Origin of the sequence: Kribbella sp. NBC_00359 (genome assembly GCF_036097425.1) — a bacterium.
In the GTDB taxonomy this organism is placed as follows: domain Bacteria; phylum Actinomycetota; class Actinomycetes; order Propionibacteriales; family Kribbellaceae; genus Kribbella.
The window spans coordinates 5,409,730-5,435,076 of the sequence record NZ_CP107975.1 but is presented as its reverse complement, the minus strand read 5'-3'; the positions used below and the strand labels follow the sequence as shown (position 1 = coordinate 5,435,076).

23 protein-coding genes, 2 tRNA genes and 1 riboswitch are annotated in these 25,347 nt (G+C 68.6%); of the genes, 12 read left to right on the top strand and 13 right to left on the bottom strand.

The genetic code is table 11. The features are described 5' to 3' along the window. Window positions 1-40 precede the first annotated feature (40 nt). On the top strand, window positions 41-721 hold the full coding sequence (locus OG876_RS26580; RefSeq protein ID WP_328519358.1) for a response regulator transcription factor: 681 nt from the start codon (window positions 41-43) through the stop codon (window positions 719-721). A gap of 93 nt (window positions 722-814) precedes the next feature. Then, on the top strand, window positions 815-1,189 hold the full coding sequence (locus OG876_RS26575) for a response regulator (protein ID WP_328519357.1): 375 nt from the start codon (window positions 815-817) through the stop codon (window positions 1,187-1,189). On the opposite strand, the gene OG876_RS26570 is transcribed toward OG876_RS26575, so the two are convergent. Both OG876_RS26570 and OG876_RS26565 read right to left on the bottom strand, forming a co-directional pair. Further along, complete coding sequence (locus tag OG876_RS26570) at window positions 1,149-3,167, bottom strand: hypothetical protein (RefSeq protein WP_328519356.1); 2,019 nt, start codon at window positions 3,165-3,167, stop codon at window positions 1,149-1,151. The genes OG876_RS26575 and OG876_RS26570 overlap by 41 nt on opposite strands. Before the next feature lies 1 nt (window position 3,168). Next, window positions 3,169-4,476 carry a GAF domain-containing sensor histidine kinase gene (locus OG876_RS26565; RefSeq protein WP_328519355.1) on the bottom strand — a complete coding sequence of 436 codons (1,308 nt, stop codon included), beginning with the start codon at window positions 4,474-4,476 and terminating at the stop codon, window positions 3,169-3,171. Between the two features lie 219 nt (window positions 4,477-4,695). On the opposite strand from OG876_RS26565, the gene OG876_RS26560 reads away from it, so the two are divergent. Further along, complete coding sequence (locus OG876_RS26560) at window positions 4,696-5,460, top strand: ABC transporter ATP-binding protein (protein ID WP_328519354.1); 765 nt, start codon at window positions 4,696-4,698, stop codon at window positions 5,458-5,460. A 3-nt stretch (window positions 5,461-5,463) separates the two neighbouring features. Next, on the top strand, window positions 5,464-8,007 hold the full coding sequence (locus OG876_RS26555) for an ABC transporter permease (protein WP_328519353.1): 2,544 nt from the start codon (window positions 5,464-5,466) through the stop codon (window positions 8,005-8,007). 52 nt (window positions 8,008-8,059) lie between these two features. On the opposite strand, the gene OG876_RS26550 is transcribed toward OG876_RS26555, so the two are convergent. The 5 genes from OG876_RS26550 to OG876_RS26530 form a co-directional block, all read right to left on the bottom strand. Beyond that, window positions 8,060-8,135: transfer RNA gene (locus OG876_RS26550), tRNA-Glu, on the bottom strand. Between the two features lie 78 nt (window positions 8,136-8,213). After that, window positions 8,214-8,285 (bottom strand) — tRNA-Gln (locus OG876_RS26545). 117 nt (window positions 8,286-8,402) lie between these two features. Beyond that, entirely contained in the window at window positions 8,403-9,329 is a 927-nt protein-coding gene (locus tag OG876_RS26540) for a CPBP family intramembrane glutamic endopeptidase (protein WP_328519352.1), read from the bottom strand. Then, window positions 9,329-10,846, bottom strand: a complete 1,518-nt coding sequence (gltX, locus tag OG876_RS26535) for a glutamate--tRNA ligase (protein ID WP_328519351.1) — start codon at window positions 10,844-10,846, stop codon at window positions 9,329-9,331. Before gltX ends, OG876_RS26540 begins: the two co-directional genes overlap by 1 nt. Continuing rightward, a complete protein-coding gene (locus OG876_RS26530; RefSeq protein WP_328519350.1) occupies window positions 10,839-11,627 on the bottom strand; it encodes a fumarylacetoacetate hydrolase family protein in 789 nt (262 codons plus the stop codon). The genes gltX and OG876_RS26530 overlap by 8 nt, the downstream gene beginning before the upstream one ends. A gap of 41 nt (window positions 11,628-11,668) precedes the next feature. On the opposite strand from OG876_RS26530, the gene OG876_RS26525 reads away from it, so the two are divergent. The 3 genes from OG876_RS26525 to OG876_RS26515 are packed head-to-tail and all read left to right on the top strand — an operon-like array spanning window position 11,669 to window position 13,204. Continuing rightward, on the top strand, window positions 11,669-12,151 hold the full coding sequence (locus OG876_RS26525; RefSeq protein ID WP_328519349.1) for a GNAT family N-acetyltransferase: 483 nt from the start codon (window positions 11,669-11,671) through the stop codon (window positions 12,149-12,151). After that, entirely contained in the window at window positions 12,148-12,999 is an 852-nt protein-coding gene (locus OG876_RS26520) for a 3-methyladenine DNA glycosylase (RefSeq protein WP_328519348.1), read from the top strand. The genes OG876_RS26525 and OG876_RS26520 overlap by 4 nt, the downstream gene beginning before the upstream one ends. Window positions 13,000-13,009: 10 nt before the next feature. Next, on the top strand, window positions 13,010-13,204 hold the full coding sequence (locus tag OG876_RS26515; protein ID WP_328519347.1) for a hypothetical protein: 195 nt from the start codon (window positions 13,010-13,012) through the stop codon (window positions 13,202-13,204). Between the two features lie 13 nt (window positions 13,205-13,217). On the opposite strand, the gene OG876_RS26510 is transcribed toward OG876_RS26515, so the two are convergent. Next, entirely contained in the window at window positions 13,218-13,853 is a 636-nt protein-coding gene (locus OG876_RS26510; protein ID WP_328519346.1) for a class I SAM-dependent methyltransferase, read from the bottom strand. Beyond that, complete coding sequence (locus OG876_RS26505) at window positions 13,850-14,743, bottom strand: class I SAM-dependent methyltransferase (RefSeq protein ID WP_328526961.1); 894 nt, start codon at window positions 14,741-14,743, stop codon at window positions 13,850-13,852. The genes OG876_RS26510 and OG876_RS26505 overlap by 4 nt, the downstream gene beginning before the upstream one ends. A gap of 70 nt (window positions 14,744-14,813) precedes the next feature. Between OG876_RS26505 and OG876_RS26500 the strand changes: the two genes are divergently transcribed. From OG876_RS26500 to OG876_RS26485, 4 genes are all read left to right on the top strand, one after another. Further along, a complete protein-coding gene (locus tag OG876_RS26500; protein ID WP_328519345.1) occupies window positions 14,814-16,100 on the top strand; it encodes a Fic family protein in 1,287 nt (428 codons plus the stop codon). 89 nt (window positions 16,101-16,189) lie between these two features. Next, entirely contained in the window at window positions 16,190-16,771 is a 582-nt protein-coding gene (locus OG876_RS26495) for a DinB family protein (RefSeq protein ID WP_328519344.1), read from the top strand. Window positions 16,772-16,889: 118 nt separating this feature from the next. Beyond that, a riboswitch (cobalamin riboswitch) is annotated at window positions 16,890-17,015 on the top strand. A 133-nt stretch (window positions 17,016-17,148) separates the two neighbouring features. Beyond that, window positions 17,149-19,962, top strand: a complete 2,814-nt coding sequence (locus tag OG876_RS26490; RefSeq protein ID WP_328519343.1) for a ribonucleoside-diphosphate reductase subunit alpha — start codon at window positions 17,149-17,151, stop codon at window positions 19,960-19,962. Then, a complete protein-coding gene (locus OG876_RS26485; RefSeq protein WP_328519342.1) occupies window positions 19,959-20,999 on the top strand; it encodes a ribonucleotide-diphosphate reductase subunit beta in 1,041 nt (346 codons plus the stop codon). The genes OG876_RS26490 and OG876_RS26485 overlap by 4 nt, the downstream gene beginning before the upstream one ends. A gap of 67 nt (window positions 21,000-21,066) precedes the next feature. Here OG876_RS26485 and OG876_RS26480 read toward each other — a convergent pair whose 3' ends face one another. Both OG876_RS26480 and OG876_RS26475 read right to left on the bottom strand, forming a co-directional pair. Further along, window positions 21,067-21,639: an isochorismatase family protein gene (locus tag OG876_RS26480; protein ID WP_328519341.1), complete on the bottom strand. Its 573-nt coding sequence runs from the start codon at window positions 21,637-21,639 to the stop codon at window positions 21,067-21,069. Between the two features lie 67 nt (window positions 21,640-21,706). Then, entirely contained in the window at window positions 21,707-22,159 is a 453-nt protein-coding gene (locus OG876_RS26475; protein ID WP_328519340.1) for a MarR family winged helix-turn-helix transcriptional regulator, read from the bottom strand. 81 nt (window positions 22,160-22,240) lie between these two features. On the opposite strand from OG876_RS26475, the gene OG876_RS26470 reads away from it, so the two are divergent. Continuing rightward, entirely contained in the window at window positions 22,241-23,506 is a 1,266-nt protein-coding gene (locus OG876_RS26470) for an MGH1-like glycoside hydrolase domain-containing protein (RefSeq protein WP_328519339.1), read from the top strand. Here OG876_RS26470 and OG876_RS26465 read toward each other — a convergent pair. Both OG876_RS26465 and cimA read right to left on the bottom strand, forming a co-directional pair. Beyond that, window positions 23,493-23,729, bottom strand: coding sequence for a hypothetical protein (locus tag OG876_RS26465; protein WP_328519338.1), 237 nt, complete (start codon window positions 23,727-23,729; stop codon window positions 23,493-23,495). The genes OG876_RS26470 and OG876_RS26465 overlap by 14 nt on opposite strands. Then, a complete protein-coding gene (cimA, locus tag OG876_RS26460) occupies window positions 23,726-25,315 on the bottom strand; it encodes a citramalate synthase (protein WP_328519337.1) in 1,590 nt (529 codons plus the stop codon). Before cimA ends, OG876_RS26465 begins: the two co-directional genes overlap by 4 nt. Between the last annotated feature and the right edge of the window lie 32 nt (window positions 25,316-25,347).

Below are 25,347 nucleotides of genomic sequence, written 5' to 3'. Positions count from 1 at the left end.
ACCTCGGCTCGACCTGGACGGCGGGCCTACAGTGAGTGCTGTGGCGTTGCGAGTTGTCTTTGCGGATGACAACTTCCTCGTGCGCGAAGGCATCTCCGCGCTGCTCGCCGAGACCGAGGACGTCGAGCTCGTCGACGTGGTCATGGATCCGGCCGCGCTGCTGGAGTCCGTGGCCCGGCACCGGCCGGACGCCGTCCTGACGGACATCCGGATGCCTCCGACCTTCACGACCGAGGGCATCGACGCGGCCAAGCGGATCCGCGCCGACCATCCGTCGATCGGGGTCGTCGTGCTGTCGCAGTACGTCGAGGAGGACTACGCGTTCGACCTGCTGTCCGACGGCGTCTCCGGCCTGGGGTACCTGCTGAAGGAGCGGGTGTCGCAGCGCGACGAGCTGCTGCGAGCCCTGCACGACGTTGCGCGCGGCGGCTCCGTCCTCGATGCCCGGGTGGTCGAGGGTCTGCTGGCGCGCAAGGCGCGGGATGCGCGGTCGCCTTTGCCCGGACTGACCGAGCGGGAGCGCGAGGTGCTCCAGGAACTCGCCGCCGGCCGCAGCAACGAGGCGACGGCCAAGGCGCTCTTCATGAGCACCCGGGCTGTCGAGAAACACATCAGCTCGCTGTTCCAGAAACTCGGCCTCGCCGACGAGTCCGACGTCAACCGGCGCGTCATGGCCGTCCTGGCCTACCTCGAGGCGACCGGTGGACAGGCCGGCCGCTGACGTTTGCGGGGGTCAACCGCACCAGTCCAGGCGGATAGCACCATGTCGCTGCCACGCCTTGTCCCCCACGATGGGCGGACAGGAGGTGACCCAGTGGCCGACGTACGCGTCCTGATCGTGGACGACCAGGAGCCGTTTCGCCGGGCGATCGCTGCCGTCGTGTCGGAGACCGACGGTTTCGTCGTCGTCGCGTCCACGTCGTCCGGCGAGGAGGCGCTGCTCGCCGTCACGAGGCTGCGCCCGAGCCTCGTCCTGATGGACGTCAACCTGCCCGGCATCGACGGGATCGAGGCCACCCGGCAGATCACCAAGGAGCCCGACCCGCCGGTCGTCGTACTGCTCTCGACCTATGACCGGGAGGAGTTCGACATCTCCGGCTGTGGAGCTACGTCGTACCTGGCCAAGGCCGCGTTCGGTCCGGACCTGCTCACGGCCGCGTGGGCTCGTCGGGATCGACCGGAATGCTGACCGACAGCTGATCCTCCCGATCGAGCGACAGCCGTCCGCCCGCCGCCTCGACCCGGTCGACGATCGCCTGTACGTCGATCTGGCCGCGGGCGACGCCATCGATCTGCACGACCAGCTCCGACGCCACGATCCGGAGGTCGATGCGGGTTGCGCCGGACCCGGCGCGCACGGCCTCGACACAGCAGAAGTAGACCGCCGCCTCAACCCTGGCCGCGAACCGCCGGTCGGCCGCCGGTTCGACGTGCAGAGTGACCGCCGAACCGTTCCGCGCCAGGTGTGAGCTGAGGGCGCGGGCCAGGCCGGCGCGGGCCAGCTGGGTAGGGAACAGCCCTCGGGTCAATGCCCGCAACGACTCGAGTGCCGCGTTCGTCTCGTCCACAAGGTGCTCGAGCTCGTCGGTCGCCGCGCTCCCCGACGTGGCGACGCTGAGGCCGCTCAACCGCCCGGGCATCGGCTGGAGATGGGACAGCACCTCCCGGGAGATCGCGGATTCCAGCCGGTAGCGAGCGGCGTCGTCGGCCGCGATGATCCGTCGCCGCGACTCCGCCAGCGCAGCGGTGGTGCGATCGAGGGCAGCCACGTGCCCCGCCAGCTCCGACTCCATCGCGGCGTTGCGGAAGGCGAGCGCCGTCTGGTCGGCCAGATCCTGCAGCAGTTGCTCGTCCGCGGCCCGGAGCCCGCGTCCCTTCGGCATCGTGACGCCGATGCTGCCGAGGGTGTCACCACCCTGTCGGACGGGCACCTGGTACTCCGGCGATCCGTCGGACGGGCCGGGCCAGGCGACGGAAAGCCCCACCAGGCCGGGGACTCTGAGGTCCGCGGTGGAGGACTGCGCGGAGACCGCGCGCCCGGCAGCTTCGGCGACAGCGGGCAGCAGCGCACGCGGTGACGGTGGTTCCGCGAGCCGGCGGCTGAACTCGGAGAGCGCCTCGTAAGGCTGCGCCCTGGCTCCGTAGGCGAGCCGGTTCGCCAGCCGGACGATCCGCTGGCGCAGTGGCTGGAAGGCGAGCGCGACCAACGCGGTGGCGAGCAGCGACAGCCAGAATCCACTGGTCCGGGTGTGGAGCAGGGCCGCGACCGCAAGGACCAGGCCGGTGTAGCCGATCCCGGCGAAGATCGTGCCCAGGGCGAGGACGACGGCCCGGTTGATGATCAGGTCCAGGTCGAACAGCCGGTAGCGCAGGACGGCGACGGCGAACAGCAGCGGGAGGCAGAAGTAGGAGAAGAACAGCGGGAGGCTCGAGATCCAGGTCTGCTGACCGCCGTTGAGCATCTGGACGACGATCAGGAAGACGAAGCTGAGGGCAACGAACGCCACCGACAGCGCCATCAACCGCACCTGCTGCCGCTGCACTCCCTGGCTGCGATGCATCCGGAGGACCATGGACACCATCGCCGCGACCAGCCCGATGGCGATGAACGGAAGTCCGACTATGGACAACAGGCTGCCGAGCGGCCCGACGACGTCCTGGTGGTCGATGTCGAACCGGGCCGGCGACAGGGTGAGCAGGCTGCCGGCGTAACCGGCGTACCCCACCAACGCCACGACGACCGCGACGCGCCAGCGGCGGGACAGGAGCCGGCCGTCCGGCGCGACCAGGAAGAGAATGGCCAGCGCGGCCAGTGAGAGCTGTCCACCCAGCAGGGCGGAGATCCAGCCTGAGATCCCGCCGAGGCTCCGCGGCCCTGGCCCGTCGGCCTTGACCACCCACACGCCGTAAGCCTCGGTCAGCAACGAGATCGCCGAGAGGAAACCGATCAGGCAGAGCAGCCAGCCGATCGGGTGCCGCGCCCACCGGGCCACGATCAGCGCGCCCATCGCGGCGCATCCCACGACCGCACCGGTGACGAACGGGAACCCGTGCACGGCGACGGCTTCCTCGGATAGCAGCGGCCGGTACGCCGAGGTGACCCAGACGTCCGCGCCGGCGATGAGTACGGTCAACGCCGTCAGTACCCAGGCCACCCGCGCGTACATCTCAGTCCCCCGGCCGGCGCGCGCCCGGCAGCCTGGCCGCGACCACTGTGCCGCGCGAAGGTGTGGTTTCGATGGTCAGCGTTCCACCGGCCGACTCGACCCGGTCACGCATGTTGGCCAGCCCCGCACCGGCCCGCGCCGCCGCGAGATCGAATCCGGCACCATCGTCGTGGACCGTCACCTCCAGGACCGCGGGACCGCCTCGCAGATCCACTCGGATCGCCTTCGCCGACGAGTGTTTGGCCGAGTTCTGCAGGGCCTCCAGCGCGCAGAAGTACGCCGCGGCCTCGACGCCGGCCGGGTACCGGCCGACGTCACCGGCAACCAGTTCGGCCGGCAGCGGGCTGCGGGAGATCGCCGTCCTGAGCGCGGCTGCAAGCCCTTCGTCGACGAGCAGGCTCGGGTAGATGCCCCGCGAGAGGCTGGTGATCGTCTCGATGGTCACGGTGGCCGCCTTGCACTGCTCCGCGAGCAGTCGATCGGCTCGCTCCGGCGACCGTCCGGCCAGCGTGTGGGCAAGCCTCAGGTTCACCGCGAGCGCGACCAGATGCTGTTGAGCGCCGTCGTGGATATCGCGCTCGAGTCGTTTCCGCTCGGCGTCCTGAGCGTCGACGAGACGTTGCCTCGACCTTCGCAGTTCCTCCGCGAGCGTGGACAACTCCGCGAGCCGATGCATCAGCTCGGCACGCAACCGAGCGCCGCGCAGTACCAGCCCGGCCTGGTCGGCGAGCCCCGCGAAGAGCCGTTCCTCGACCGGAGTGAGCGGTACGTTCTCGTGTTCTTGCACCACCAGAACGCCCAGCAGTTCGCCGGCCTGGCGCACCGGCAACTCCCGCCGGCCGGGCAGCTCGCCTGCTATCGCCTCGACCGCTGGCGGCCCGTCCGCGGGCGGCCAGGTTGCGGCGAGCCTCAGCCGGCCGTCCACCATCAGCCACACCTGCGTTGCCTTCGCGCCCGTGCCGCCGGCCAGCACTTCGGCCATCCTGGCCGGCAGGTCTTGCTCGGCCGGGCTGCCAATCACTGTCGGCGAGAACTTGCTCAGCACCTCGTACGGCGACTGCGACCCACCGTGCACCACCCGCGACATCACGACCTCGAGCCGTGACTGCACCCAGCCGAAGGACAGCGCCACCACGGCGGTCGCCAACACCGACAGTCCTGCGTGCGGCGACGAGGTGTGGCCGATGAGCGCACCGCCGCCCAGAACGATGAGGACATACACCAGCACCACGAACACCACGAGCCCACCCAATACCAGCAGACCAGCGAGTTGTTCACGGCCAGTACGCCGTCGCCCCCACAACTTCACCTCTGCAGTCTGCGCCCACCGTCGCCGGGATGGGAGTGCCCGAACCCCGGGGGTGGGGTCAGCCGCACGATCGTCCGCCGATTGCCCGCGGGCAGCGCCCGGGTGCCGTGCGCCCAGCCCGATGGGATCGGCAGGCCGGAACGCCTTTGCTGGAAACACGCCGCTCGACCGGGGGGTCGAACCAGGCACCACGAATCCAGGCACAGGGGAGAAACACACATGTCTGCCACCATCCGCACCACCGGCACCACAACTCTTGCGACAGCCGCAGCCCGGGCCGAGGGCGTCAGCAAGTTCTACGGCACTGGGGACGCGACCATCGCCGCGCTGAAGGACGTCAATGTCAGCCTCGAGGCCGGCCACTTCACCGCGATCATGGGACCGTCGGGCTCGGGCAAGTCGACCTTGCTGCACATGCTCGCCGGTCTCGACCGGCCCTCGTCGGGCGAGGTGTACCTCGGGGACACCCGGATCACCTCGCTCAACGACAAGGCGCTCACGCTGCTGCGCCGGGACCAGATCGGCTTCATCTTCCAGTCGTTCAACCTGCTGCCGACGATGACCGCCGCGGAGAACATCGTTCTTCCGATCCGCATCGCCGGCCGTAAGCCGGACGAGATCTGGGTCGCGTCGATCGTCGACAAGCTGGGCCTCGAGAACCGGCTGAGCCATCGCCCGACCGAGCTGTCCGGTGGGCAGCAGCAACGGGTGGCCGCGGCCCGCGCGCTCGCCTCGCGCCCGCAGATCGTCTTCGCGGACGAGCCCACCGGTGCGCTCGACTCCGCGGCCGGAACCGAGCTGCTCGGCTTCCTGCGCAAGGCCGTCAAGGAGCTCGGCCAGACCGTCGTCATGGTCACCCACGACCCGACCGCCGCCAGCTACGCCGACCGGGTCCTGTTCCTGGCCGACGGTCACGTCGTCGACGAGATGTTCGAGCCGACGGCCGACGCCGTCCTCGACTTCATGAAGCATCTAGGAGCCTGAACCATGTTCACCGCAACGCTGCGCGGCATGCTCGCGCACAAGGTGCGCCTCGTCCTGACCGTGGCCTCGATCGCGCTCGGGGTCGCCTTCCTGGCCGGCACCCTCGTCCTGACCGACACCATGCACCTGGCGTTCAACCAGTTGTTCGGCAAGGTCTCCGGCGGTACCGACGCGGTCGTTCGCGCCGAGGCCGCCTACAGCCAGTCCGAAGGCATCAGCACAAGCCGGGGTCCCATCCCCGCCCCTGTCCTCACCCAGGTCAGCAAGGCCGACGGGGTCCGTACCGCCGAGGGTTCGGTCACCGGCTACGCCCTGCTGACCGACAACGGTGGCCGTGCCGTGCTGACCAGCGGTGGAGCTCCCACCATGGGCTACAGCATGCCGGCCGATCCCGCCCTGCGCGGTGACGTCAAGATCCTGACCGGCACCGCACCTTCAGGTGCGCATCAGGTCGCGATCGACGCCACCAGCGCCGAAGAGCACCACATCGCGCTCGGCTCGACGATCAAGGTGCTGTTCAACGGTCCGGCCGAGAAGTTCACCGTCGTCGGCACCGTCGGATTCGGCGGCGAGAAGAACCTCGGCGGTACGACGGGGGCCTACTTCGACTCCGCCACCGCGCAGAAGGTGCTGGGAGCGCCCGGCCTCTTCGACTCGATCAACGTCAGCGCCGACCCCGGCGTGGCACCCGCCGATCTGGTGCAACGGATCACCAAGGTGCTGCCTGACGGCGCCGAGGCAGTCACCGGTGCGACCGTGGTGAAGGAGTCCACGGACGCGGTGAACAAGGACCTCAAGTTCGTCACCGTGCTGTTCATGATCTTCGCCGGGATCGCCCTGTTCGTCGGCTCGTTCATCATCTGGAACACGTTCACCATGACGATCACCCAGCGGTCCCGCGAGATCGCCCTGCTGCGGGCCATCGGCGCCACCCGGCGCCAGGTGAACCGGAGCCTGGTGCTCGAGGCGCTGCTGCTCGGCATCCTCGCGTCGGCCGTCGGTATCGGTCTCGGCCTGCTCGTCGCCAAGGGCCTCAACCTGCTGATGGACCTGGTCGGCTTCAGCCTGCCCAGTACGTCGATGCAGGTGGAACCGCGCACCATCGTGGTGTCGCTGCTGGTCGGCACCGTGGTCACGGTCGTGGCCGCACTCGTCCCGGCCTACCGGGCGACGAAGGTGCTGCCGGTCGAGGCACTGCGTGAAGCGGTGCCGGGCTCCGGCAACCCGACGAAGAAGCGCATCATCAGCGGCGCCGTCGTGACTGCGGTCGGCCTGACCGGACTCTTCCTGACCTTGTACACCGACCTGAGCATGAAGCTGTTCGGACCGAGCCTGCTGGCCATCATCGTCGGCGTCCTCATGCTGCTGCCGGCTGCCACCCGTCCGCTCGCGTCGCTGATCGGCGTCCCGCTGCGGCTGCGTGGAATGCCCGGCGAGCTGGCCCGGCAGAACGCGATGCGCAACCCCCGCCGTACGTCGTCCACGGCCGCCGCCCTGATGGTCGGCCTGACCCTGGTCGTCAGCATGGGCGTGTTCGCCTCGTCGCTGAAGGCGTCGTTCACCGACATCATCGGAGACTCGACCAACGCCGCCCTGTTCATCACTCCGTCGAGCAAGCAGGGTCCGGGCTACAGCCCCGAGGCGATCAAGGTGGTCCAGGGCGTGTCCGGGGTCGACAAGGTCTCCGCCAGCGGGTGGGGGCAGGCCCGGTTCGCCGGCGCGGATTCGAGCTACTCCTCGGTCGACCCCGCGACCGCGACCGCCGGGCTGAACCTGCGGTTGTCGGCCGGCTCGGTGTCGAACCTCGGCACCAACGGGATCGTCGTGGCGCAGTCCGCCGCGACCACGCACGGGTGGAAGGTCGGCGACACCATCGGGACCGAGTTCGCCGCCACCGGCAAGCACACCATGAAGGTCGTCGGCATCTACGACAGCAAGGGCTGGATCAGCGACGACTTCGTCATCAGCATCGCCGCTCAGACCGCCGCTGCCGGTCCGCAGCTGATCACGTCCGGCCTGGTCACGCTCGCACCCGGCGCCGACCGGTCGACGGTCCAGCAGGCCATCACCGCGGCGCTGGCCGCCCACCCCGACGCGAAGGTTCTCGATCGCAAGGGATTCGAGAAGGAGGCCAGTGGTTTCATCGACCAACTGCTCTCGTTCGTCACCGTGATGTTGATGCTGGCGGTCCTGATCGCCCTGCTGGGCATCGTCAACACCCTGGTGCTGTCGGTCTTCGAGCGGACCCGTGAGCTGGGCCTGCTCCGGGCGGTCGGCATGACGCGGGCCCAAGTCCGGGCGATGGTGCGTTGGGAGTCCGTGGTGATCTCCCTGATCGGTGCGCTGGCCGGAGCCGCTCTCGGCATCGGCTTGGGGCTCGCACTGTCGCAGGCACTCGCCGACGAGGGCATCAAGGCGATCTCGATCCCCGGTCTGCAGGTGGCGCTCTATGTGGTGCTGGCCGCGGTCGCTGGGGTCCTGGCGGCCCTCGGACCGGCCAGGTCGGCCGCCAAGGTCGATGTCCTGAAGGCGGTGGTCGCGGACTGAGCGCACACAGACGAAGGCCCCGGACCATGAGGTCCGGGGCCTTTCGTTTCTCTGGTAGCCCCGACGGGATTCGAACCCGCGCTACCGCCTTGAGAGGGCGGCGTGCTAGGCCGCTACACAACGGGGCCAGAGGGTTGTCGTCCGGCCCATCCGGGCCGGGCAACGAGGTTGAACTCTACCGATTTCCATCGGTGCGGTCCAATCCGCTGGGGTACTAGGACTCGAACCTAGACTAACTGAACCAGAATCAGACGGGCTGCCAATTACCCCATACCCCAAAGGCATTTCACTGCCGTTGTGAGACCGTCTCCGCCCTCACAACCTGGCTCGAAGAGAGTACCCGAGCAAGCGGCCGGACACCAAAACGAGCCCCCTCCGGCGGGTTGTCACTCCCGTCACACCAGCCTCGGGCGGTCGGCCGGCGCTACGGTCAGCGGCAGCTCGCACAGGGACGCCAGCTTCATCCGCCGGGCCACCCACAACGCGACCGCGCCGAACGCCACGAACTTCACCACATCAAGCGTCACCAGCCCCCACGGCGCGTCCTGCACGCCCAGGCTCGCACCCACGCTGTTCGTCAGCGCCGCGAACACGAACGTCACCACGTTGTTCGCCGCGTGTGCCGCGATCGACGCCTCGAGTCCGCCCGTGCGTACGACGAGCAGCGCCGCGACCAGCCCGAACGCGAACCGGTCCAGGAACAGCGCCGGACTCTCCCACGGCCAGACCCCGTGCGCCATCGTGAACACCAGGGTCGTGACGAGGATCGCCACCAGCGAACTCCGCACCAGCGCCCCGACCGCCTGCAGCAGGTAGCCGCGGAAGAAGTACTCCTCCCCCGCCGCCTGGAACGTCGAGGTCAGCAGTGTGACCGCGATCACCGCGACCGCGTCCGGCGCCGCGCCACCGCCATGGTGTTCACCACCGGCGAGCTCGATGCCACCGATCTGGATGACCGCCAGCATCACCAGCTCGAGCGCCACGGCGACCACCGCGAACCACGCCAGCGCCCGCCAGCGCAGCCGGCCGACCACCGAGGACAACAGCCCCGGGGTCTGCCGGTTGAGCTTTCGCGCCACCAGCATGCTCAGCGGGATCAGGACGATCAGCGACAGGTTCGTCGCCAGCAGCCCGAACCACGAGACCGTGCCGTCGGGATCCTTCCGGATGCTCTGCTGGAAGCCCAGGATGATCAGGCTGGCGATCATCCACGCGACCAGGATCGTGAAGGCCCCGATCACGACGAATCCGCGCGGGGCGTCCGGGTTCCGCAGCAGACGCTGGTACGGCGTCCCCGCGTCGGCCCGCTCCATGGCCGTCATCACGCTGTACGGCGGGCCTGCTCGAGCCGGTGCAGCGACTTCTCCCGGCCCAGCAGTTCCAGCGACTCGAACAACGGCGGCGAGATCCGGCGCCCGGAGATCGCCACCCGGACCGGGCCGAACGCGTTCTTCGGCTTCAGCCCGAGCCCGTCGATGAGCGATGCCCGCAGGGCCGCCTCGATCGCCTCGGTCGTCCACTCGACATCGGCCAGCGCCTTCGCCGACGCCTCCAGGACGGCGCCCGCGTCGCCGGTCAGCACCTTGGCCGCGGCGTCGGGGTCGATCGTGAACGCGTCCTCGTCGACGAACAGGAACCCGAGCATGTCGACCGACTCGGACAGCGTGTTCATCCGCTCCTGCACCAGCGGTACGGCGGCCCGCAGGACGGCGAGCTGCTCGTCCGACGGCTCGGCCGGGAGCAGGCCGGCCGCGGCCAGGAACGGGATCATCCGGGACCCGAACTCGTCCGCCGGCAGCATCCGCATGTGGGCGGCGTTGATCGCCTCGCACTTCTTCGGATCGAACCGGGCCGCGTTCGAGTTCACCTTGCGGATGTCGAACGCCTTGATCATCTCGTCCATGGTGAAGACGTCACGGTCGTCGGCGATCGACCAGCCGAGCAGGGCCAGGTAGTTCAGCAAGCCCTCGGGCAGGAAGCCGCGTTCCATGTACTCACCGAGGCCAGAGCCCTTGTCGCGCTTCGACAGCCGCTTGTTGCCTTCGCCCATCACGAACGGCAGGTGCCCGAACCGGGGGGTCCGGCCGCTGCCGATGCCGATGTCGGCGAGCGCCTCGTACAGCGCGATCTGCCGGGGCGTCGACGGCAGCAGGTCCTCACCGCGGAGCACGTGGGTGATCCCCATCAGCGCGTCGTCGACCGGGTTCACCAGCGGGTAGAGCGGGTAACCGTTCGCCCGGACCAGGACGTAGTCGCCCAGGTTCTCCGGCAGGAAAGTGATCTCGCCGCGGACCAGGTCGTCGAACACGATCGGCCGGTCGGGCATCCGCAGCCGGACCACGGGCCGGCGGCCCTCGTCGACGTACGCCTCGACCTGCGCTGGGGTGAGCGTGCGGCAGTGGCCGTCGTACCCGCTGTGCTGGCCGGCGGTGCGGGCGGCCTCGCGGCGCTGGTCGAGCTCCTCCTGCGAGCAGTAGCAGTGGTACGCCTTGCCGGCCGCGAGGAGTTTCGCGACGACGTCGGCGTACACGTCCATCCGCTCGGACTGCAGGTACGGGCCGAAGTCGCCGCCGACCTCCGGGCCCTCGTCCCAGGTCAGGCCGAGCCAGCGCAGCGAGTCGTAGGTGTACTGGTAGCCCTCTTCGGTGTTGCGGGCGGTGTCGGTGTCCTCGATCCGGAGCACCAGCTTGCCGCCGTAGTGCCGGGCGAAGGCCCAGTTGAACAGCGCGCTGCGGATGTTGCCGACCGTCAGCAGGCCGGTCGGGGACGGTGGGAACCGTACCCGGACCTGGTTCGGTTCGAGGCCGCCGAGGACGTCGTCGTCTGGCCGCTCAGTCACGCACGATCACCTTGTTCGTCAGAGTTCCGATTCCCTCGATGCTGACCGCGACCTCGTCGCCGGGCAGCATCGGGCCGACCCCCGCCGGGGTGCCGGTGAGGACCACGTCGCCGGGCAGCAGCGTGGTGAAGGAGGTGATGTAGGCCAGCACCTCCGGGATGTCGAAGATGAACTGCGAGGTCCGCCCGTCCTGCTTCGGCTCGCCGTTCAGCTCCGTCGTGACGCGTACGTCGGACACGTCGAGCTCGGTGGTGATCCAGGGGCCGAGCGGGCAGAACGTGTCGAACCCCTTGGCCCGGGCCCACTGCCCGTCGGTCTTCTGCAGATCGCGCGCGGTGACGTCGTTGGCCACCGTGTAGCCGAAGATCACCTCGTTGACCCGCTCCTTGGGCAGGTCGCGGCAGATCCGGCCGATCACGATCGCCAGCTCGCCCTCGAAGTGCAGGTTGTTGGTCTGCTCCGGATAGACGATGCCGTCCCGCGGGCCGATCACCGAGGTGTTCGGCTTCAGGAAGATCATCGGCTCCTTCGGCACCTCGTTGCCGAGCTCCTCGGCGTGCGCGGCGTAGTTGCGGCCGACGCAGACCACCTTGCTGCGCGGGATCACCGGGGCGAGCAGCCGGACGTCGGCCAGTTGCAGCTTCTCCCCGGTGAACTGGACCGGCCGGTAGAGCGGGTCCGAGTCGAGCACGGCGACGGTTCCGACGAGGCCTTCGGGGTCGTCGGTCTCGACAACGCCGTACTTCGGTTCGTCGTCGACGGAGAATCTGGCGATACGCACGGCCCGAGCCTACCGTCGCAGGGGAATGAGACAGTTATCCGGTGACTGTTGATATCCGCCTGGCCCTTCCGGCCGAGTACGACGCGGCCGGAGAACTGACCGTGGAGGCGTACACGCACGACGGTTTCGTCCGGGGCGACTACGCGAGGACGCTGCGTGCGGCCGCGGACCGGGCTGCCAAGGCCGAGCTGTGGGTCGCGGCGGACGCCACCGGTCTGCTCGGCACTGTGACCTACTGTCCGCATGGCTCTGTCTACCGGGAGATCGGGCTGGACGACGAGGGCGAGTTCCGGATGCTCGGCGTCGCGGGCCGGGCCCGCGGGCTCGGCATCGGGACCGCTCTGACCGAGCGCTGCATCGAGCGCACCCGGGAGCTGGGCCTGGCCCGGCTGGTCATGAGCAGTGCGGACTACATGACCACCGCTCACCGCATCTACGAACGCCTCGGCTTCGTTCGGCTCCCGTCGCGTGACTGGTCCCCGATCGCGGGTGTCGACCTGTACGCGTTCGCCCTGGACCTGTGACTGTCACGCTGACTCCGAGCGAGTGGACGTCGTACGCGACGGGCCACCAGCAACGCGTCGACGCGTTGCTGGCCGATCACCTCGAGCGCCGGAGTCGCCGCGAACCGCATCCGGTCGAGGACTTCCTGTTCACCTACTACCCCACCCGCCCGAACCAGCTCCGCATCTGGCACCCCGGGCCAGGCATCCGTCTGCTCGACGCTTCTGAGTACGACGGACGCCGCGGCTACACGTACGTCGACGGTGCCGCGACCCTGGATCCGGCGGAGGTCTCGCGTCGCGCGGACAGCATCCGGTGGATCCGCCGGTTGCTCGCCGCGACGCTGGATCGCCAGCCACAGTTCGGGTGCTTCGGGCTGCACGAATGGGCGATGGTCTATCGGACTTCCGCCGTACGCCATGAGAAGTGGCCGCTGCGACTGGGCACCGCCGGCACCGACCAGGTCGTCGAGTCTCACAAGATCGCCTGCTCGCACTTCGACGCGTTCCGTTTCTTCACGTCGCCCGCCCGTCCGCTGAACGTCCTGCAACCGACCCGCGAATCCCAGCCCACGCTGGAACAGGGCGGCTGCCTGCACGCCAACATGGACCTCTACAAGTGGGCCTCGAAACTCATGCCCTTCGCCCCCAGTGCTCTCGTCCTGGACTGCTTCGAGTTGGCCCGCGACATCCGCACCCTCGACATGCGCGCCTCGCCGTACGACCTCTCGGGGCTCGGCTATCCGGCTGTTGCGATCGAAACCCCGGCAGGCAAGGCGGAGTACGCGGCCGCCCAACGCACCTTCGCGCACCGAGCCCGCCCGCTGCGCGAGCAACTCGTGGCCCTGTGCGACAACCTCCTCGGCTAACCTCGGCCTCATGGGAAAGATCGTCGCCATCGCGCTCGGCGCACTACTGCTCGCCATCGGCGCCGTCTGGACCCTCCAAGGCCTCGGCTACCTCAAAGGCAGCTCGATGACCGGCAGCTCCTTCTGGGCCATCGTCGGCCCCCTCGTCGCCGCCGCCGGCGCCTCCCTCATCTACGTCGCCTTCCGAGGCCCACAGAAACGCTGACGGCTCGGCCGGCTCAGGCCGGTGCGCGGACTACCGCCCACTGGTAATGCATCGCCCCGCCGCCCTCGTCCCAGGTGAGCCATTCCTCGACGGTTGAGTGACGTTGCAAGGTCTCGCGGAGTACGGCGTCGGTGCGGATGCTGAAGAACCGCCCCGGGCCGAAGCCTTTGTCGTCCTGCCAGACCTGCTCGCTACCGCTGGCGTCACCCCACAGACCGATCGCAAGTGGCGCACCGGGGCGCAGGACTCGAACGATCTCCGCGAGAGCTTGGTCGAGGTCGTCGTCGGCCACGTGGAGAAGGGTGCTCATCGTCCAGCCGGCGTCGAAGGTCGCGTCCTCGAACGGAAGATCCAGCACCGAGGCGACCTCCGCTTTCAGGCCGAGCGAGCGGCAGGTCTCGACGCTGGCGGACGCGAGATCGACGCCGGTGTAGTCGAATCCGGCGGTCGCGATCGCCTGTCCGTCGCGCCCAGGACCGCAGCCGATCTCGAGGACCGACCGGTGTCCGTCGCGCTCCAGTCGCTGCAGGTACGCCGTACGCCGAGCGACCCGCTCGTCCGGAAGGTCCCGGCCGGCGCGCGCCTGGACCTCGTTGTTGTAGTAGGCGATCAAGTCGTTCTCGCGCTGCGCCCGCCCGTCTCCCGTCATCGGGTCGCCTTGAGGGCGAAGAGCAAGGGAATCCGGGGCGCCTCGTCCGGCAGACGCCACCAGCCTTCGGGCGTCTGCTGCATGCTCGGCCAGCGCGGCCAGGGAAGGACTTCGGACTCGCGCAAGGTGGTCAGGTGGAAGCCTGCGGTGGCGAGGGTGGTGACGAGTTCGCCGAGGCCGTGGCGCCATTCGTAGCTGCGGTGTCGGCCGGGGACCTCGTCGCCGGTGTAGGTGACGGTGGAGTCGTGGGCGATCGGGCCGCGGCCTTCGAGGTAGTCGGCGCGGAGGGTGAGGTCGTCGGACTCTCCGGGCAGGGAGACCTCGCGGAGTGCGTTGAGCAGCGGGTGGAACTCGACGATGTACAGGGTGCCGCCAGGTTTCAGCAGATCGCGAACGACCTCGGCCCACTGCTGCAGGTCCGGGAGATAGCAGAGCGCACCTTTGCCGGTGTAGACGACGTCGAACTGACGACCCCGCAGCGCGTCGACCGCGTCGTACACGTTGGCGTGTACGTAGTCGACGTCCTGCTCAGCGTCGGCTGCGATCTGGCGCGCTTCCTCGAGGGACTTCCTGGAGAGATCCAGCCCGGTGACCCGCGCGCCACGCCGTGCGAATGCGATCGTCTCGGTGCCGAGATGACATTGCAGATGGAGGACGTCGCGTCCGTCCAGTCGGCCCAGGTCTGCCCACTCGTAGTCGGCGAACCAGTACTCCGCGGGCTGACTGTAGAACCGGCTCGCCGCGTGCAGCGGCGCCCGCGCGTCCCAGTCGGCCTCATTGGCGGCCACCATCTGCCGTGTCTGCGCGTCCAACGTCACCGGCGCCTCCGTCCGTCTCCGTTCGGCCACGGACCAGTCTGCCCACAGATGGGTCCACACCTCCGCACTCATGCTCACCTGTTCACCATCCACTGGCTGTGGACTCTTGTTCAAGGTTTGTGGATAAGGTTGAATAAGAGGTATGGCACGGGTCGAGTTGCACCGGTGGCCTGGGCACCCGGACGGGTTCACCCGGGCGGAGCGGTTGGGTGGGTCGTACGAGTTGTACTTCCCGGATCCGCTGGTCGGGCGCGAGTTCGACCTGACCGACGACGTGCTCGCCGCGCTCGAGGATGCGGCCGGCGATCTCGCCCGGCTGGACGCGACCGCCGCCGTCCTGACGAACAGCGAGGCACTGGCACGGCTCCTGTTGCGGGCCGAGGCCGTCGGGTCGTCGCAGATCGAGGGGCTCGTGGTCGGCGCGCGCCGCCTGCTCAAGGCCGACGTACTGCGCGATCGGCCGACCAGCGGACCCGGCGACGTCACCGCCGAGGAAGTGCTGGGCGCTGTCGACGCGATGACCTGGGTGACCGAGTCCGTCCAGGCCGGCGACAAGCTCGAGGTCGACCACCTGCTCGAGGCCCACCGTCGGCTGATGGCCCAGTCTCCGACGCCGGAGTTCGGCGGGGAGGTCCGCTATCTGCAGAACTGGATCGGCGGCCGCTCCCCCGCCGAGGCGTACTACGTCCCGCCGCCGGCGCAGCTGCTCCCCGATCTGCTCGCCGATCTGATGACCTTCGTCCGGGAGTCCCGGCTGCCAGTGCTGGCCAAGACCGCGATCGCACACGCACAGTTCGAGACGATCCATCCCTTTGCCGACGGCAACGGACGGACCGGGCGTGCGCTGATCCACCTGATCCTGCGGGCCGACGGCCTCATCACCCGGACCGTGCCACCGGTGTCGCTGTCGCTCGCCACGCATGCGACGCAGTACATCGACGCGCTGACAGCCTTCCGTTATGTCGGACGGGCGACCACGATCAAGGCTCGGTCGGCGGCGAATCCCTGGCTGCAGATGTTCGCGATGGCATGCACTCATGCGACCGCGGAGGCCGCGCGCTTCGAACAGACGGCGACCGACCTGAAGACCACCTGGCGCGAACGGGCCGCGCCGGTCCGCGCTGGCTCCGCCACCGATCTGTTGATCGACGCCTTGCCCGCGGCCCCGGTCCTCACGCTCGCCGCGGCCGCGCGGCTCATCGACCGGTCTCAGCAGGCCGCCAACCAAGGACTCGCGCGCCTGGTCGAGACGCGCGTCCTGCGCGAGGTCACCGACGGCCGCCGGAACCGCGTCTACGAGGCGCCCGAACTGATCGACGCGTTCACGTTGCTCGAGCGGCGCTTCGCCAGCCCGGCGGCCGATACCAGGATCGAACCACCTAGCAGACCCGTGCCGTCGAGGCCAGAACCAACACACCGTCCACATTGACTTTCTCCTCCCCGTCGGGACACAATTCGAACACATGTTCGATCGCGTCTCAAATCGAGGTGCCTGACGGGGAGCGTGAGGAAATCGTGATGCCGGAGCCGTTCGACTGGGAGATCCTGCACCGACCATCGGCGATGGCGATGGTGCGAGGCCAGCTCGGCTTCAGCTGGATGGTGCTGTCCGGGCGGCTCGCCCAACTGACCGACGAGCAGTACTTCTGGCGTCCGAGCAGTGAGGCCCTGACCGTCGTACGACGTCACTACGCCTCGCACTACCGATCACTCGGGTCCGGGGAGTGGGTGGCGCAGTGGCCGGACGAGCCGGATCATCGCGGCCCGCGCACGATCGCCTGGCTGATCGCCCACCTGACCGAGACGTTCTTCGAGCGCTGGGAGTGGACGTTCGGCGAGAGCCGGCAGGGCCGCGCCGACATCACGCTGCACGGCAACGCCCGCGATGCGGTCGCCTGGCTGACGCACTGGGTGGATGCCTGGCAGGAGTCGATCGCCGCGCTGGACGAGGAGCGGGTGATGGCGGTCGGCCTGAGCCAGGCGACCGAACTGGACGCCGGCGAGCCGTTCGGTCACGTCGTGCTCCGGCTCAACCGGGAGCTGATCCACCACGGCTCGGAGATCATGACACTGCAGGATCTCTCTGCGGTCGCGGCGTGAGGACCACAACATGTGCGACACCCGGCGTGGCGCTACCACAACATCTAGGGCGATCCACCTAGCATCACTACTGCTGGTGGTTCGGAGCGGCTCTACATATTTGGACAGCTCATCGCGTCCGGGACCACAAGATGTGGGCCACGCCGAGGCAACAGGGGAATCCGGTGCGAATCCGGAGCTGCCCCGCAACGGTGAGCGGAGACTGTCCGCGAGTCCGGATACCTGCCACCGGCGCGTGCACCGCCGGTGCACGCGGTCCGAGACCTCGCGGGTGGGTCGCAGGGCGTGGCGGCAGCGTTCCCGGCCGGAGCTGCCTGTCTCGTCATGCGCCCATCCGTGCGGCGACGGTCCTCCGAACTCCTGTGGAGAGCACACCTGTGACCATTGCTTCCTCATCCTCCGCGGTGACGACCGACCAGCCGATCCAGCTGACCGTCGTCCGCCGTGACGGCAGCAGCACCGCGTTCGATCCGACCAACGTCTCCGTTGCCATGAGCAAGGCGTTCCTCGCGGTCGAGGGCGCCGACGCCGGCGCCACCCACCGGGTCCGCGACCTGGTGGCCGACCTGACCGGCCGGGTCGTGGACGCCTTGACCAGCCGGGGCGACGCCCGCCGCAGCGTCCAGGTCGAAGACATCCAGGACCAGGTCGAGCTGGCGCTGATGCGCGCCGGTGAGCACCAGGTCGCCCGGGCCTATGTGTTGTACCGCGAAGAGCGGACCAGGGCCAGGACACCAGCTGACCCGGCCGGGATCGCCGAGAGGCCCGCGCTCTCGGTGCGTGCCGCGGACGGCAGCACCGCGCCATTGGACGTCGACCGGCTGCGGGTGATCGTCGCGGAAGCGGCCGACGGGCTCGACTCGGTCGATCCCGAGCTGATCCTGGACGAGACCCTCGGCTCCTGCTACGACGGCATCGCGCAGCACGAGGTCGAGCTCGCGCTGGTGATGGCCGCCCGGTCCTACGTCGAGACCGAGCCGCAGTACAGCTTCGCCGCGTCCCGCCTGCTGCTGGACCAGATCCGCCGCGAGGCTCTCGGCCGCGTGCACGGTGAGCCCCGGCAGGCCAGCCAGGCCGACATGACCGCCGCCTACGCGGACTACTTCCCGCGCTACATCCAGGTCGGTATCGACGCCGGTCACCTCGATCCCGAGCTGGCCACCTTCGACCTGGATCGGCTCGCCGCCGCGATCCGTCCCGAGCGCGATCTCGACTTCACCTTCCTCGCCCTCCAGACCTTGTACGACCGGTATCTGCTGCACATCGACAAGGTCCGGTTCGAACTGCAGCAGGCGTTCTTCCTCCGGGTCGCGATGGGGATGGCGCTGCGCGAGGACGACCGGGAGGCACGCGCGATCCAGTTCTACGAGCTGCTCAGCTCGTTCCGGTTCATGTCGTCGACGCCGACGCTGTTCAACTCCGGCACCACCCGGCCGCAGCTGTCGTCGTGCTTCCTGACGACGGTCGACGACGACCTGGCCGGCATCTTCCACGGCATCCGCAACAACGCCCTGCTCGCCAAGTACTCCGGCGGCCTCGGCAACGACTGGACGCCGGTCCGCGGCATCGGCGCCAAGATCCGCGGCACCAACGGTGAGTCGCAGGGCGTCGTACCGTTCCTGAAGATCGCCAACGACACCGCCGTCGCGGTCAACCAGGGTGGCAAGCGCAAGGGCGCGGTCTGTGCGTACCTGGAGACCTGGCACATCGACGTCGAGGAGTTCCTCGACCTCCGCAAGAACACGGGTGACGAGCGCCGCCGCACCCACGATATGAACACGGCCAACTGGGTGCCGGACCTGTTCCTCCAGCGCGTCGAGGCGGGTGGCGACTGGACCCTGTTCTCGCCGAACGAGGTCCCCGACCTGCACGACTTGTACGGCGCTGCGTTCGCCGCGGCGTACACCGGCTACGAAGCCGCGGCGGACCGTGGTGAGATCCGGGTCTTCAAGCGGGTCAAGGCCGTCGACCTGTGGCGCCGGATGCTGACCGTGCTGTTCGAGACCGGGCACCCGTGGATCACCTTCAAGGACGCCTGCAACCTGCGCTCGCCGCAGCAGCACGACGGCGTGGTCCACTCGTCGAACCTGTGCACCGAGATCACCCTCAACACGACCGTCGAGGAGACCGCAGTCTGCAACCTGGGCTCGGTCAACCTGGTCGCGCACCTGACCGAGGACGGTCTCGACGCCGACCTGCTCCGCGACACCGTGAAGACGGCGGTCCGGATGCTCGACAACGTCATCGACGTGAACTTCTACACCACCCCCGAGTCCGAGCGCGCGAACCAGCGCCACCGCCCGGTCGGCCTCGGCCTGATGGGCTTCGCCGACGCGCTGTTCTCGCTGCGGATCCCGTACTCCTCCGACGCCGCGGTCGAGTTCGCGGACAGCTCGATGGAGCAGATCAGCTACCACGCGATCGAGGCGTCCAGCGACCTCGCCGCCGAGCGTGGCCGCTACTCAACGTACGACGGTTCGCTGTGGAGTCAAGGTGTGCTGCCGATCGACTCGCTGGAGTTGCTCCGGTCTGCTCGCGACGGCGACGTGATCGTTGACGAGAGCAAGCAACTGGACTGGGACGCGCTCCGGCAGAAGGTGCTGCGCGACGGCATGCGGAACTCGAACGTGATGGCGATCGCGCCGACCGCGACGATCTCCAACATCTGCGGCGTGAGCCAGTCGATCGAGCCTGCGTACAGCAACTTGTTCGTGAAGTCGAACATGTCCGGTGAGTTCACCGTCGCGAACCCGTACCTCGTCGCCGACCTGAAGGCGCGCGGGCTGTGGGACCAGGTGATGGTGTCGGACCTGAAGTACCACGACGGCGTCCTGGCCGGGATCGAGCGGGTGCCGGCCGACCTGCGCGAGCTGTACGCGACCGCGTTCGAGATCGACCCGATGTGGCTGGTCAAGGCGGCGTCGCGGCGGCAGAAGTGGATCGACCAGGCGCAGTCGCTGAACCTCTACATGGCCGCGCCGTCCGGCCGGGCGCTGGACGAGCTGTACCGATCGGCTTGGCGATATGGCCTCAAGACGACTTATTACCTACGTTCCCAATCAGCAACCCATGTGGAGAAGTCCACGCTGAAGGGCACGGACGGCCGGCTCAACGCCGTACCGGTTGCACTTCCCGAACCTACGGGAGCCGTCTGCGCCATCGACGACCCGGACTGCGAGGCCTGCCAATGAGCGCCCTTTCGATCGGAGCTGCCCGGGTCGAGGTCGCCGACAAGGCGATGATCAACGCGCGGGCCGACGTCAACCAATTGCTGCCGTTGAAGTACCAGTGGGCCTGGGACAAATACCTTGCCGCATGCAACAACCACTGGATGCCGACCGAGGTGGCGATGCAGGCCGACATCTCACTGTGGAAATCACAGAACGGATTGACCGACGACGAGCGGCTGATGCTCAAGCGCAACCTCGGGTTCTTCGCCACCGCGGAGTCGCTTGTCGCGAACAACATCGTCCTCGCCGTCTACCGGCAGCTGACCAACCCCGAATGCCGGCAGTACCTGCTCCGCCAGGCGTTCGAGGAGGCCGTGCACACGCACACCTTCCAGTACATCTGTACGTCGCTGGGTCTGGATGAGGGCGAGTTGTTCAACATGTACCGCGAGGTGCCATCGATCTCGGACAAGGACGCCTGGGCGCTGAAGTACACGCAGCATCTGGAGGACCCGGAGTTCCGCACCGGGACACCGGCGACCGACACCGCGTTCCTGCGCGATCTGATCGCGTTCTACGTGGTGTTCGAGGGGATGTGGTTCTACACCGGGTTCGCGCAGATCCTGTCGCTGGGCCGGCGGAACAAGATGGTCGGCATCGCCGAGCAGTACCAGTACATCCTGCGGGACGAGTCGATCCACCTGAACTTCGGCATCGACTGCATCAACCAGATCAAGCAGGAGAACCCGCACCTGTGGACCGAGGCGTTCCAGGCCGAGGTCCGGCAGATGCTGACCGAGGCGTGTGAGCTGGAGGTCGCCTACGGGCGGGCCACGATGCCGAACGGCATGCTCGGCCTCACCGCGGAGCTGTGCGAGCAGTACATGCACTTCATCACCGACCGCCGCGCCGAGCAGATCGGCCTCGCCCCGATCTTCGGCGAGACCCGCAACCCCTTCGGGTGGATGTCGGAGGTGATGGACCTGAAGAAGGAGAAGAACTTCTTCGAGACCCGCGTCATCGAGTACCAGTCATCGAGCGGCCTGAGCTGGGACTGACGTAGCCGACGTGCGCCCGCCAGGAGCTGCCCTGGCGGGCGCGCGCCGTCAGCAGGATGACGCGGAGTCAGCCGAGCAGCGCGATGATCTCGGCCGTGGTGCCGGTTTCGCCGAGGCGGGGGAAGATCCGGGTGAGGGCGTGGTCGTGGGAGCCGGCGGACAGGTCGGTCATCGCGTCGGTGGCGAGGGTGACGTTGTAGCCGTGTTCGTAGGCGGCGCGGGCGGTCGACTCGACGCCGATGCTGGTCGCGATTCCGGTCAGGACGATCTGCGTGATGCCACGGCGGCGCAGGTGGACGTCGAGGTCGGTGCCGTAGAAGGCGCCCCAGTTTCGCTTGGTGACGACGATGTCCTCGGGATGCCCGGCCAGTTGGTCGACGATCTCGGCGGCGTTCGCGGTCGGCGTACCGGTCCGGCGCTGCAGCTCGGTGCGCCCGGGCAGGCGATCGGAACCGTCGGCGGCGAAGCTGACCCGGACCAGGACGACCGGACGGTCGTGCTTGCGGAACGCATCGGCGAGCTCCGCCGTCCGTTTGATCACTTCCGCGGTGGAATGCGGCTCGCCGGGAAGGGCGGCGACGCCGTTCTGCAGGTCGATGACCACGAGGGCGGTCTTCGGGTCGAGGGTGGTGACGGGCACGATGAGCCTTTCAGTTGGGTTGTGGACGACCGATCCCAGCGGGCCGGCACCTGGCCGGGTCACCGGGTTACCGCGAAGCCGCCGCCTCGAGGGCGGTGTCGAGGAGTGCCAGAGCCTTCACGATGGTTTGCCGCTCGGCTTCCGTGCAGTGGTCCTGCAGCGCCTGCGCCAGCCACTCCTGCCGGACCCTCCGGTCACCCTGGATCCGGTGCCGCCCGGTCGTGGTCAGCGAGACGACCTGGCGACGGCCGTCCAGAGGATCCGGATGGCGCTCGATCAGGTCGGCCGCGCGGAGGGCGGACAGGATCGCGGCCATCGACTGCGGGCGGACCCGCTCGGCCGCCGCCAGTTCGCTGGCCGAGGCCGGACCGTCCTTGTCCAGCCGGCTGAGCACGGACGACTGCGACGGGGTCAGGTCGTCCTTGTCCGCGAGCTCTTTCAACCGGCGCTTGACGCGGCCGAAGACCACCCGCACCTCGCCGGCAGCCTGCACCGCCGACGCCGAGATCGTTACGCTCATATGAACAGCATAAACTGATCAGTCCAAACTGACTAAACAGGGAGGTTGCCGACCGTCTCCGGGTGTGATCACGTAGACCGTGTGAGTCTGGTGGAGCTTCGGGACGCCGCGACGAGGGTCCTGGACGAGAACTGGACGGGCCGTTCGACGGTGCCGTCGCGGTCGCTGTACCCGCATCAGTGGAGCTGGGACTCCGCGTTCATCGCGATCGGACTGCGGCATGCCGTACCACTGCGCGCTCAGATCGAACTGGAGTCACTCTTCGCCTCGCAGTGGCCGGACGGACGGATCCCGCATATCAACTTCTCCCCCGGCGTGCCGCGGGACGCCTACTTCCCGGGACCCGACTTCTGGCAGGCATCGACCCCCGGCGACGTCGAGACCTCGGGGATCGTCCAGCCGCCGGTTCACGCACTCGCCGTCTGGTTGACCCACCAGGCCGACGAGGCGGAGTCGGTGCGACGCGACTTCCTGGCCGGGCTGTATCCGAAGCTCGTTGCCTGGCACGGCTATCTGCGCGAACGCCGGGATCTCGGTGGCCGTGGCCTGGTCGCCGTGGTGCACCCGTGGGAGTCGGGAATGGACAACAGCCCGGCCTGGGACGAAGCGCTGGCGCGGGTCGAACCGGCGCCGCCGGACTCCTTCACCCGCAGGGACACCGAGCATGCCGACGCCACCGATCGGCCGACGGACCTCGACTACGGACGGTATGTCCGGCTCGCCGCGACGTACCGGGACCATGGCTACGACGACACTCGGACACCCTTCGAGTTCGCGCTCGAAGATCCGTGCTTCAACGCCCTGCTGATCGTCTCGGAGCACGCGCTCGCCTCGATCGCCGAGGAGCTGTCACTCGATCCCGCGCCACATCTGAGCGCGGCGGCCGAACTGACGACGGCACTCGGACGGCTGTTTGCCAATGGCAACTTTCATGCGCTGGACCTGCACGACGACCGGCTGGTCGGAGCGGACACGATCTCCGGGCTCGTTCCGCTGCTCGTCCCCGAGCTGCGCCAGGTCGACGAGCTGCTGGCGACCGCGCGCGGGCCGAAGTTCCAGCTCGGCAAGGTCAAGCTGGTGCCGAGCTACGACCTGACCGGGCCCGCCTTCGACCGGTCCCGGTACTGGCGTGGGCCGAGCTGGTTCAACACCGCGTGGTTGATCCACCGCGGCCTGGCCCAGCTCGGGTACGACGAGGCGGCCGGCGTCCTGCGGGACGACGTACTCGCGCTGGCCGCGGAGACGACCTTCGCCGAGTACGTCGATCCGTTCACCGGAGCTGCCCGCGGAGCGCGGGACTTCTCGTGGACAGCCGCGTTGACGCTCGACCTGCTCAGGAGTACGTGACGTCCAGCACGCCGATCACCTTCGCCAGCCGGGCACCGACCCGGCCGGCGTCGAAACCGTTGCCCTCGACGACGACCCGCAACTCGCCCTGATCGAGCGACAGCGCGAGTTCGCGGACGTCGTACGGATTCAGCAGTACGGCGATCCGCGCGAGCATCCCCTCGACCTCGACCACCTGCGCGGTGAAGACCGTGGTGGTGCGTTCGACCGCGAGCAGACTCATCGGGCGACCTCCTTGTGACGCAGCAGACCGAAGGTGAAGCCGTCGACGAGCGCCTCCCAGGACGCCTCGACGATGTTGTGCCCGACCCCGACCGTCACCCACGAACCCTCGCCGTCCGCGGTCTCGATCAGCACCCTGATCACCGCGTCCGTCCCGTGCCCCTGGTCGAGGATGCGGACCTTGTAGTCGACCAGCTCGAACTTGTTCACCGCCGGGTACGCGCGTTCGATCGCGGTGCGGAGCGCGTGGTCGAGAGCGTTCACCGGGCCGTTGCCCTCACCGGTGACGATCTCCCGCTCACCGCCCGCGACCAGCTTCACCGTCGACTCCGAGACCGCCTCGCCGTCGGCCCGGGACTCGGTGATCACTCGCCACGACTCGACGTCGAAGTAGCTGGGCCGCTTCCCCGTGACCTCCTCGGTCAGCAGCAGCGAGAACGAGGCGTCCGCGGCCTCGAACGTGTACCCGCGGGCTTCCAGCTCCTTGACTCGGTCGGTCACCCGGCCGACCAGGTCGCGGTCGTTGCCGAGGTCGAAGCCGAGCTCGCGGCCCTTCAGTTCGACGCTCGCCCGGCCGGCCATCTCGGAGACGAGCATCCGCATGTCGTTGCCCACCCGGGCCGGGTCCGTGTGCTGGTAGAGATCGGGATCCACCTTGATGGCGCTGGCGTGCAGGCCCGCCTTGTGGGTGAACGCGGACACACCGACGTACGGCTGCCGGGTCGACGGCGGCACGTTCGTCACTTCGGCGATCGCGTGCGCGATCCGGAACGACTCGGCCAGCTTGCCGGCCGGGAGCAGGTCCATCTCGCGCTTGAGCTCGAGGTTGGCCACGATCGCGAGCAGGTCGGCGTTGCCGGTGCGTTCGCCGTACCCGTTGATCGTGCCCTGGACGTGCGTGACGCCGGCCTCGACGGCGGCGATCGAGTTCGCCACCGCGCAGCCGGCGTCGTTGTGACAGTGGATGCCGAGGCGCGCGCCGGTGGAATCGAGGACGTCGCGGACGATGTCCTGCAGCTCCCGGGGCAGCGTCCCGCCGTTGGTGTCGCACAGGGCGATCACGTCGGCACCGGCCTCGGTGGCTACTCGTACCACCTCCAGCGCATACGCGCGGTTGGCGCGGTAGCCGTCGAAGAAGTGCTCGGTGTCGAGGAAGACCCGCTGACCGTGCTCGCGCAGGTGACGGACGGTGTCGGCGATCATCCGGAGGTTCTCGTCGAGCGTCGTACGCAGCGCCCGTTCGACATGCGCATCGTGGCTCTTGGCAACGAGTGTGACGACGTCGGCGCCGGAGTCGCGGAGCGCGGCGACCAGCGGGTCCTCTGCCGCGGTCGTCCCCGGCTTGCGGGTCGCGCCGAAGGCCGCGAAGGTCGCGTTCTTCAGGTGCAGCTCGGTCCGCGCGCGCTCGAAGAACTCGGTGTCCTTCGGCACCGCGCCGGGCCAGCCGCCCTCGATGAAGCCCACGCCCAGGTCGTCCAGATGCTGCGCAATGGCGATCTTGTCGGCCACGGACAGCGCCAGCCCCTCCTGCTGCGCCCCGTCGCGCAGAGTCGTGTCATAGACGTGGAACTCGTCCGAGATGCTCATGATCGGCCTTCCGAGGGGACTGGCGGTGTTCG

Bases quoted from the DNA above. Each gene is read 5' to 3' on its own strand.
- OG876_RS26555 (WP_328519353.1), top strand. From the start codon at position 5,464: ATGTTCACCGCAACGCTGCGCGGCATGCTCGCGCACAAGGTGCGCCTC.
- OG876_RS26540 (WP_328519352.1), bottom strand. From the start codon at position 9,329: ATGACGGCCATGGAGCGGGCCGACGCGGGGACGCCGTACCAGCGTCTG.
- OG876_RS26485 (WP_328519342.1), top strand. From the start codon at position 19,959: ATGAGCGCCCTTTCGATCGGAGCTGCCCGGGTCGAGGTCGCCGACAAG.
- OG876_RS26505 (WP_328526961.1), bottom strand. From the start codon at position 14,743: ATGAGTGCGGAGGTGTGGACCCATCTGTGGGCAGACTGGTCCGTGGCC.
- OG876_RS26475 (WP_328519340.1), bottom strand. From the start codon at position 22,159: ATGAGCGTAACGATCTCGGCGTCGGCGGTGCAGGCTGCCGGCGAGGTG.
- OG876_RS26560 (WP_328519354.1), top strand. From the start codon at position 4,696: ATGTCTGCCACCATCCGCACCACCGGCACCACAACTCTTGCGACAGCC.
- OG876_RS26500 (WP_328519345.1), top strand. From the start codon at position 14,814: ATGGCACGGGTCGAGTTGCACCGGTGGCCTGGGCACCCGGACGGGTTC.
- OG876_RS26570 (WP_328519356.1), bottom strand. From the start codon at position 3,167: ATGTACGCGCGGGTGGCCTGGGTACTGACGGCGTTGACCGTACTCATC.
- OG876_RS26515 (WP_328519347.1), top strand. From the start codon at position 13,010: ATGGGAAAGATCGTCGCCATCGCGCTCGGCGCACTACTGCTCGCCATC.
- cimA (WP_328519337.1), bottom strand. From the start codon at position 25,315: ATGAGCATCTCGGACGAGTTCCACGTCTATGACACGACTCTGCGCGAC.
- OG876_RS26495 (WP_328519344.1), top strand. From the start codon at position 16,190: ATGCCGGAGCCGTTCGACTGGGAGATCCTGCACCGACCATCGGCGATG.
- OG876_RS26510 (WP_328519346.1), bottom strand. From the start codon at position 13,853: ATGACGGGAGACGGGCGGGCGCAGCGCGAGAACGACTTGATCGCCTAC.
- OG876_RS26465 (WP_328519338.1), bottom strand. From the start codon at position 23,729: ATGAGTCTGCTCGCGGTCGAACGCACCACCACGGTCTTCACCGCGCAG.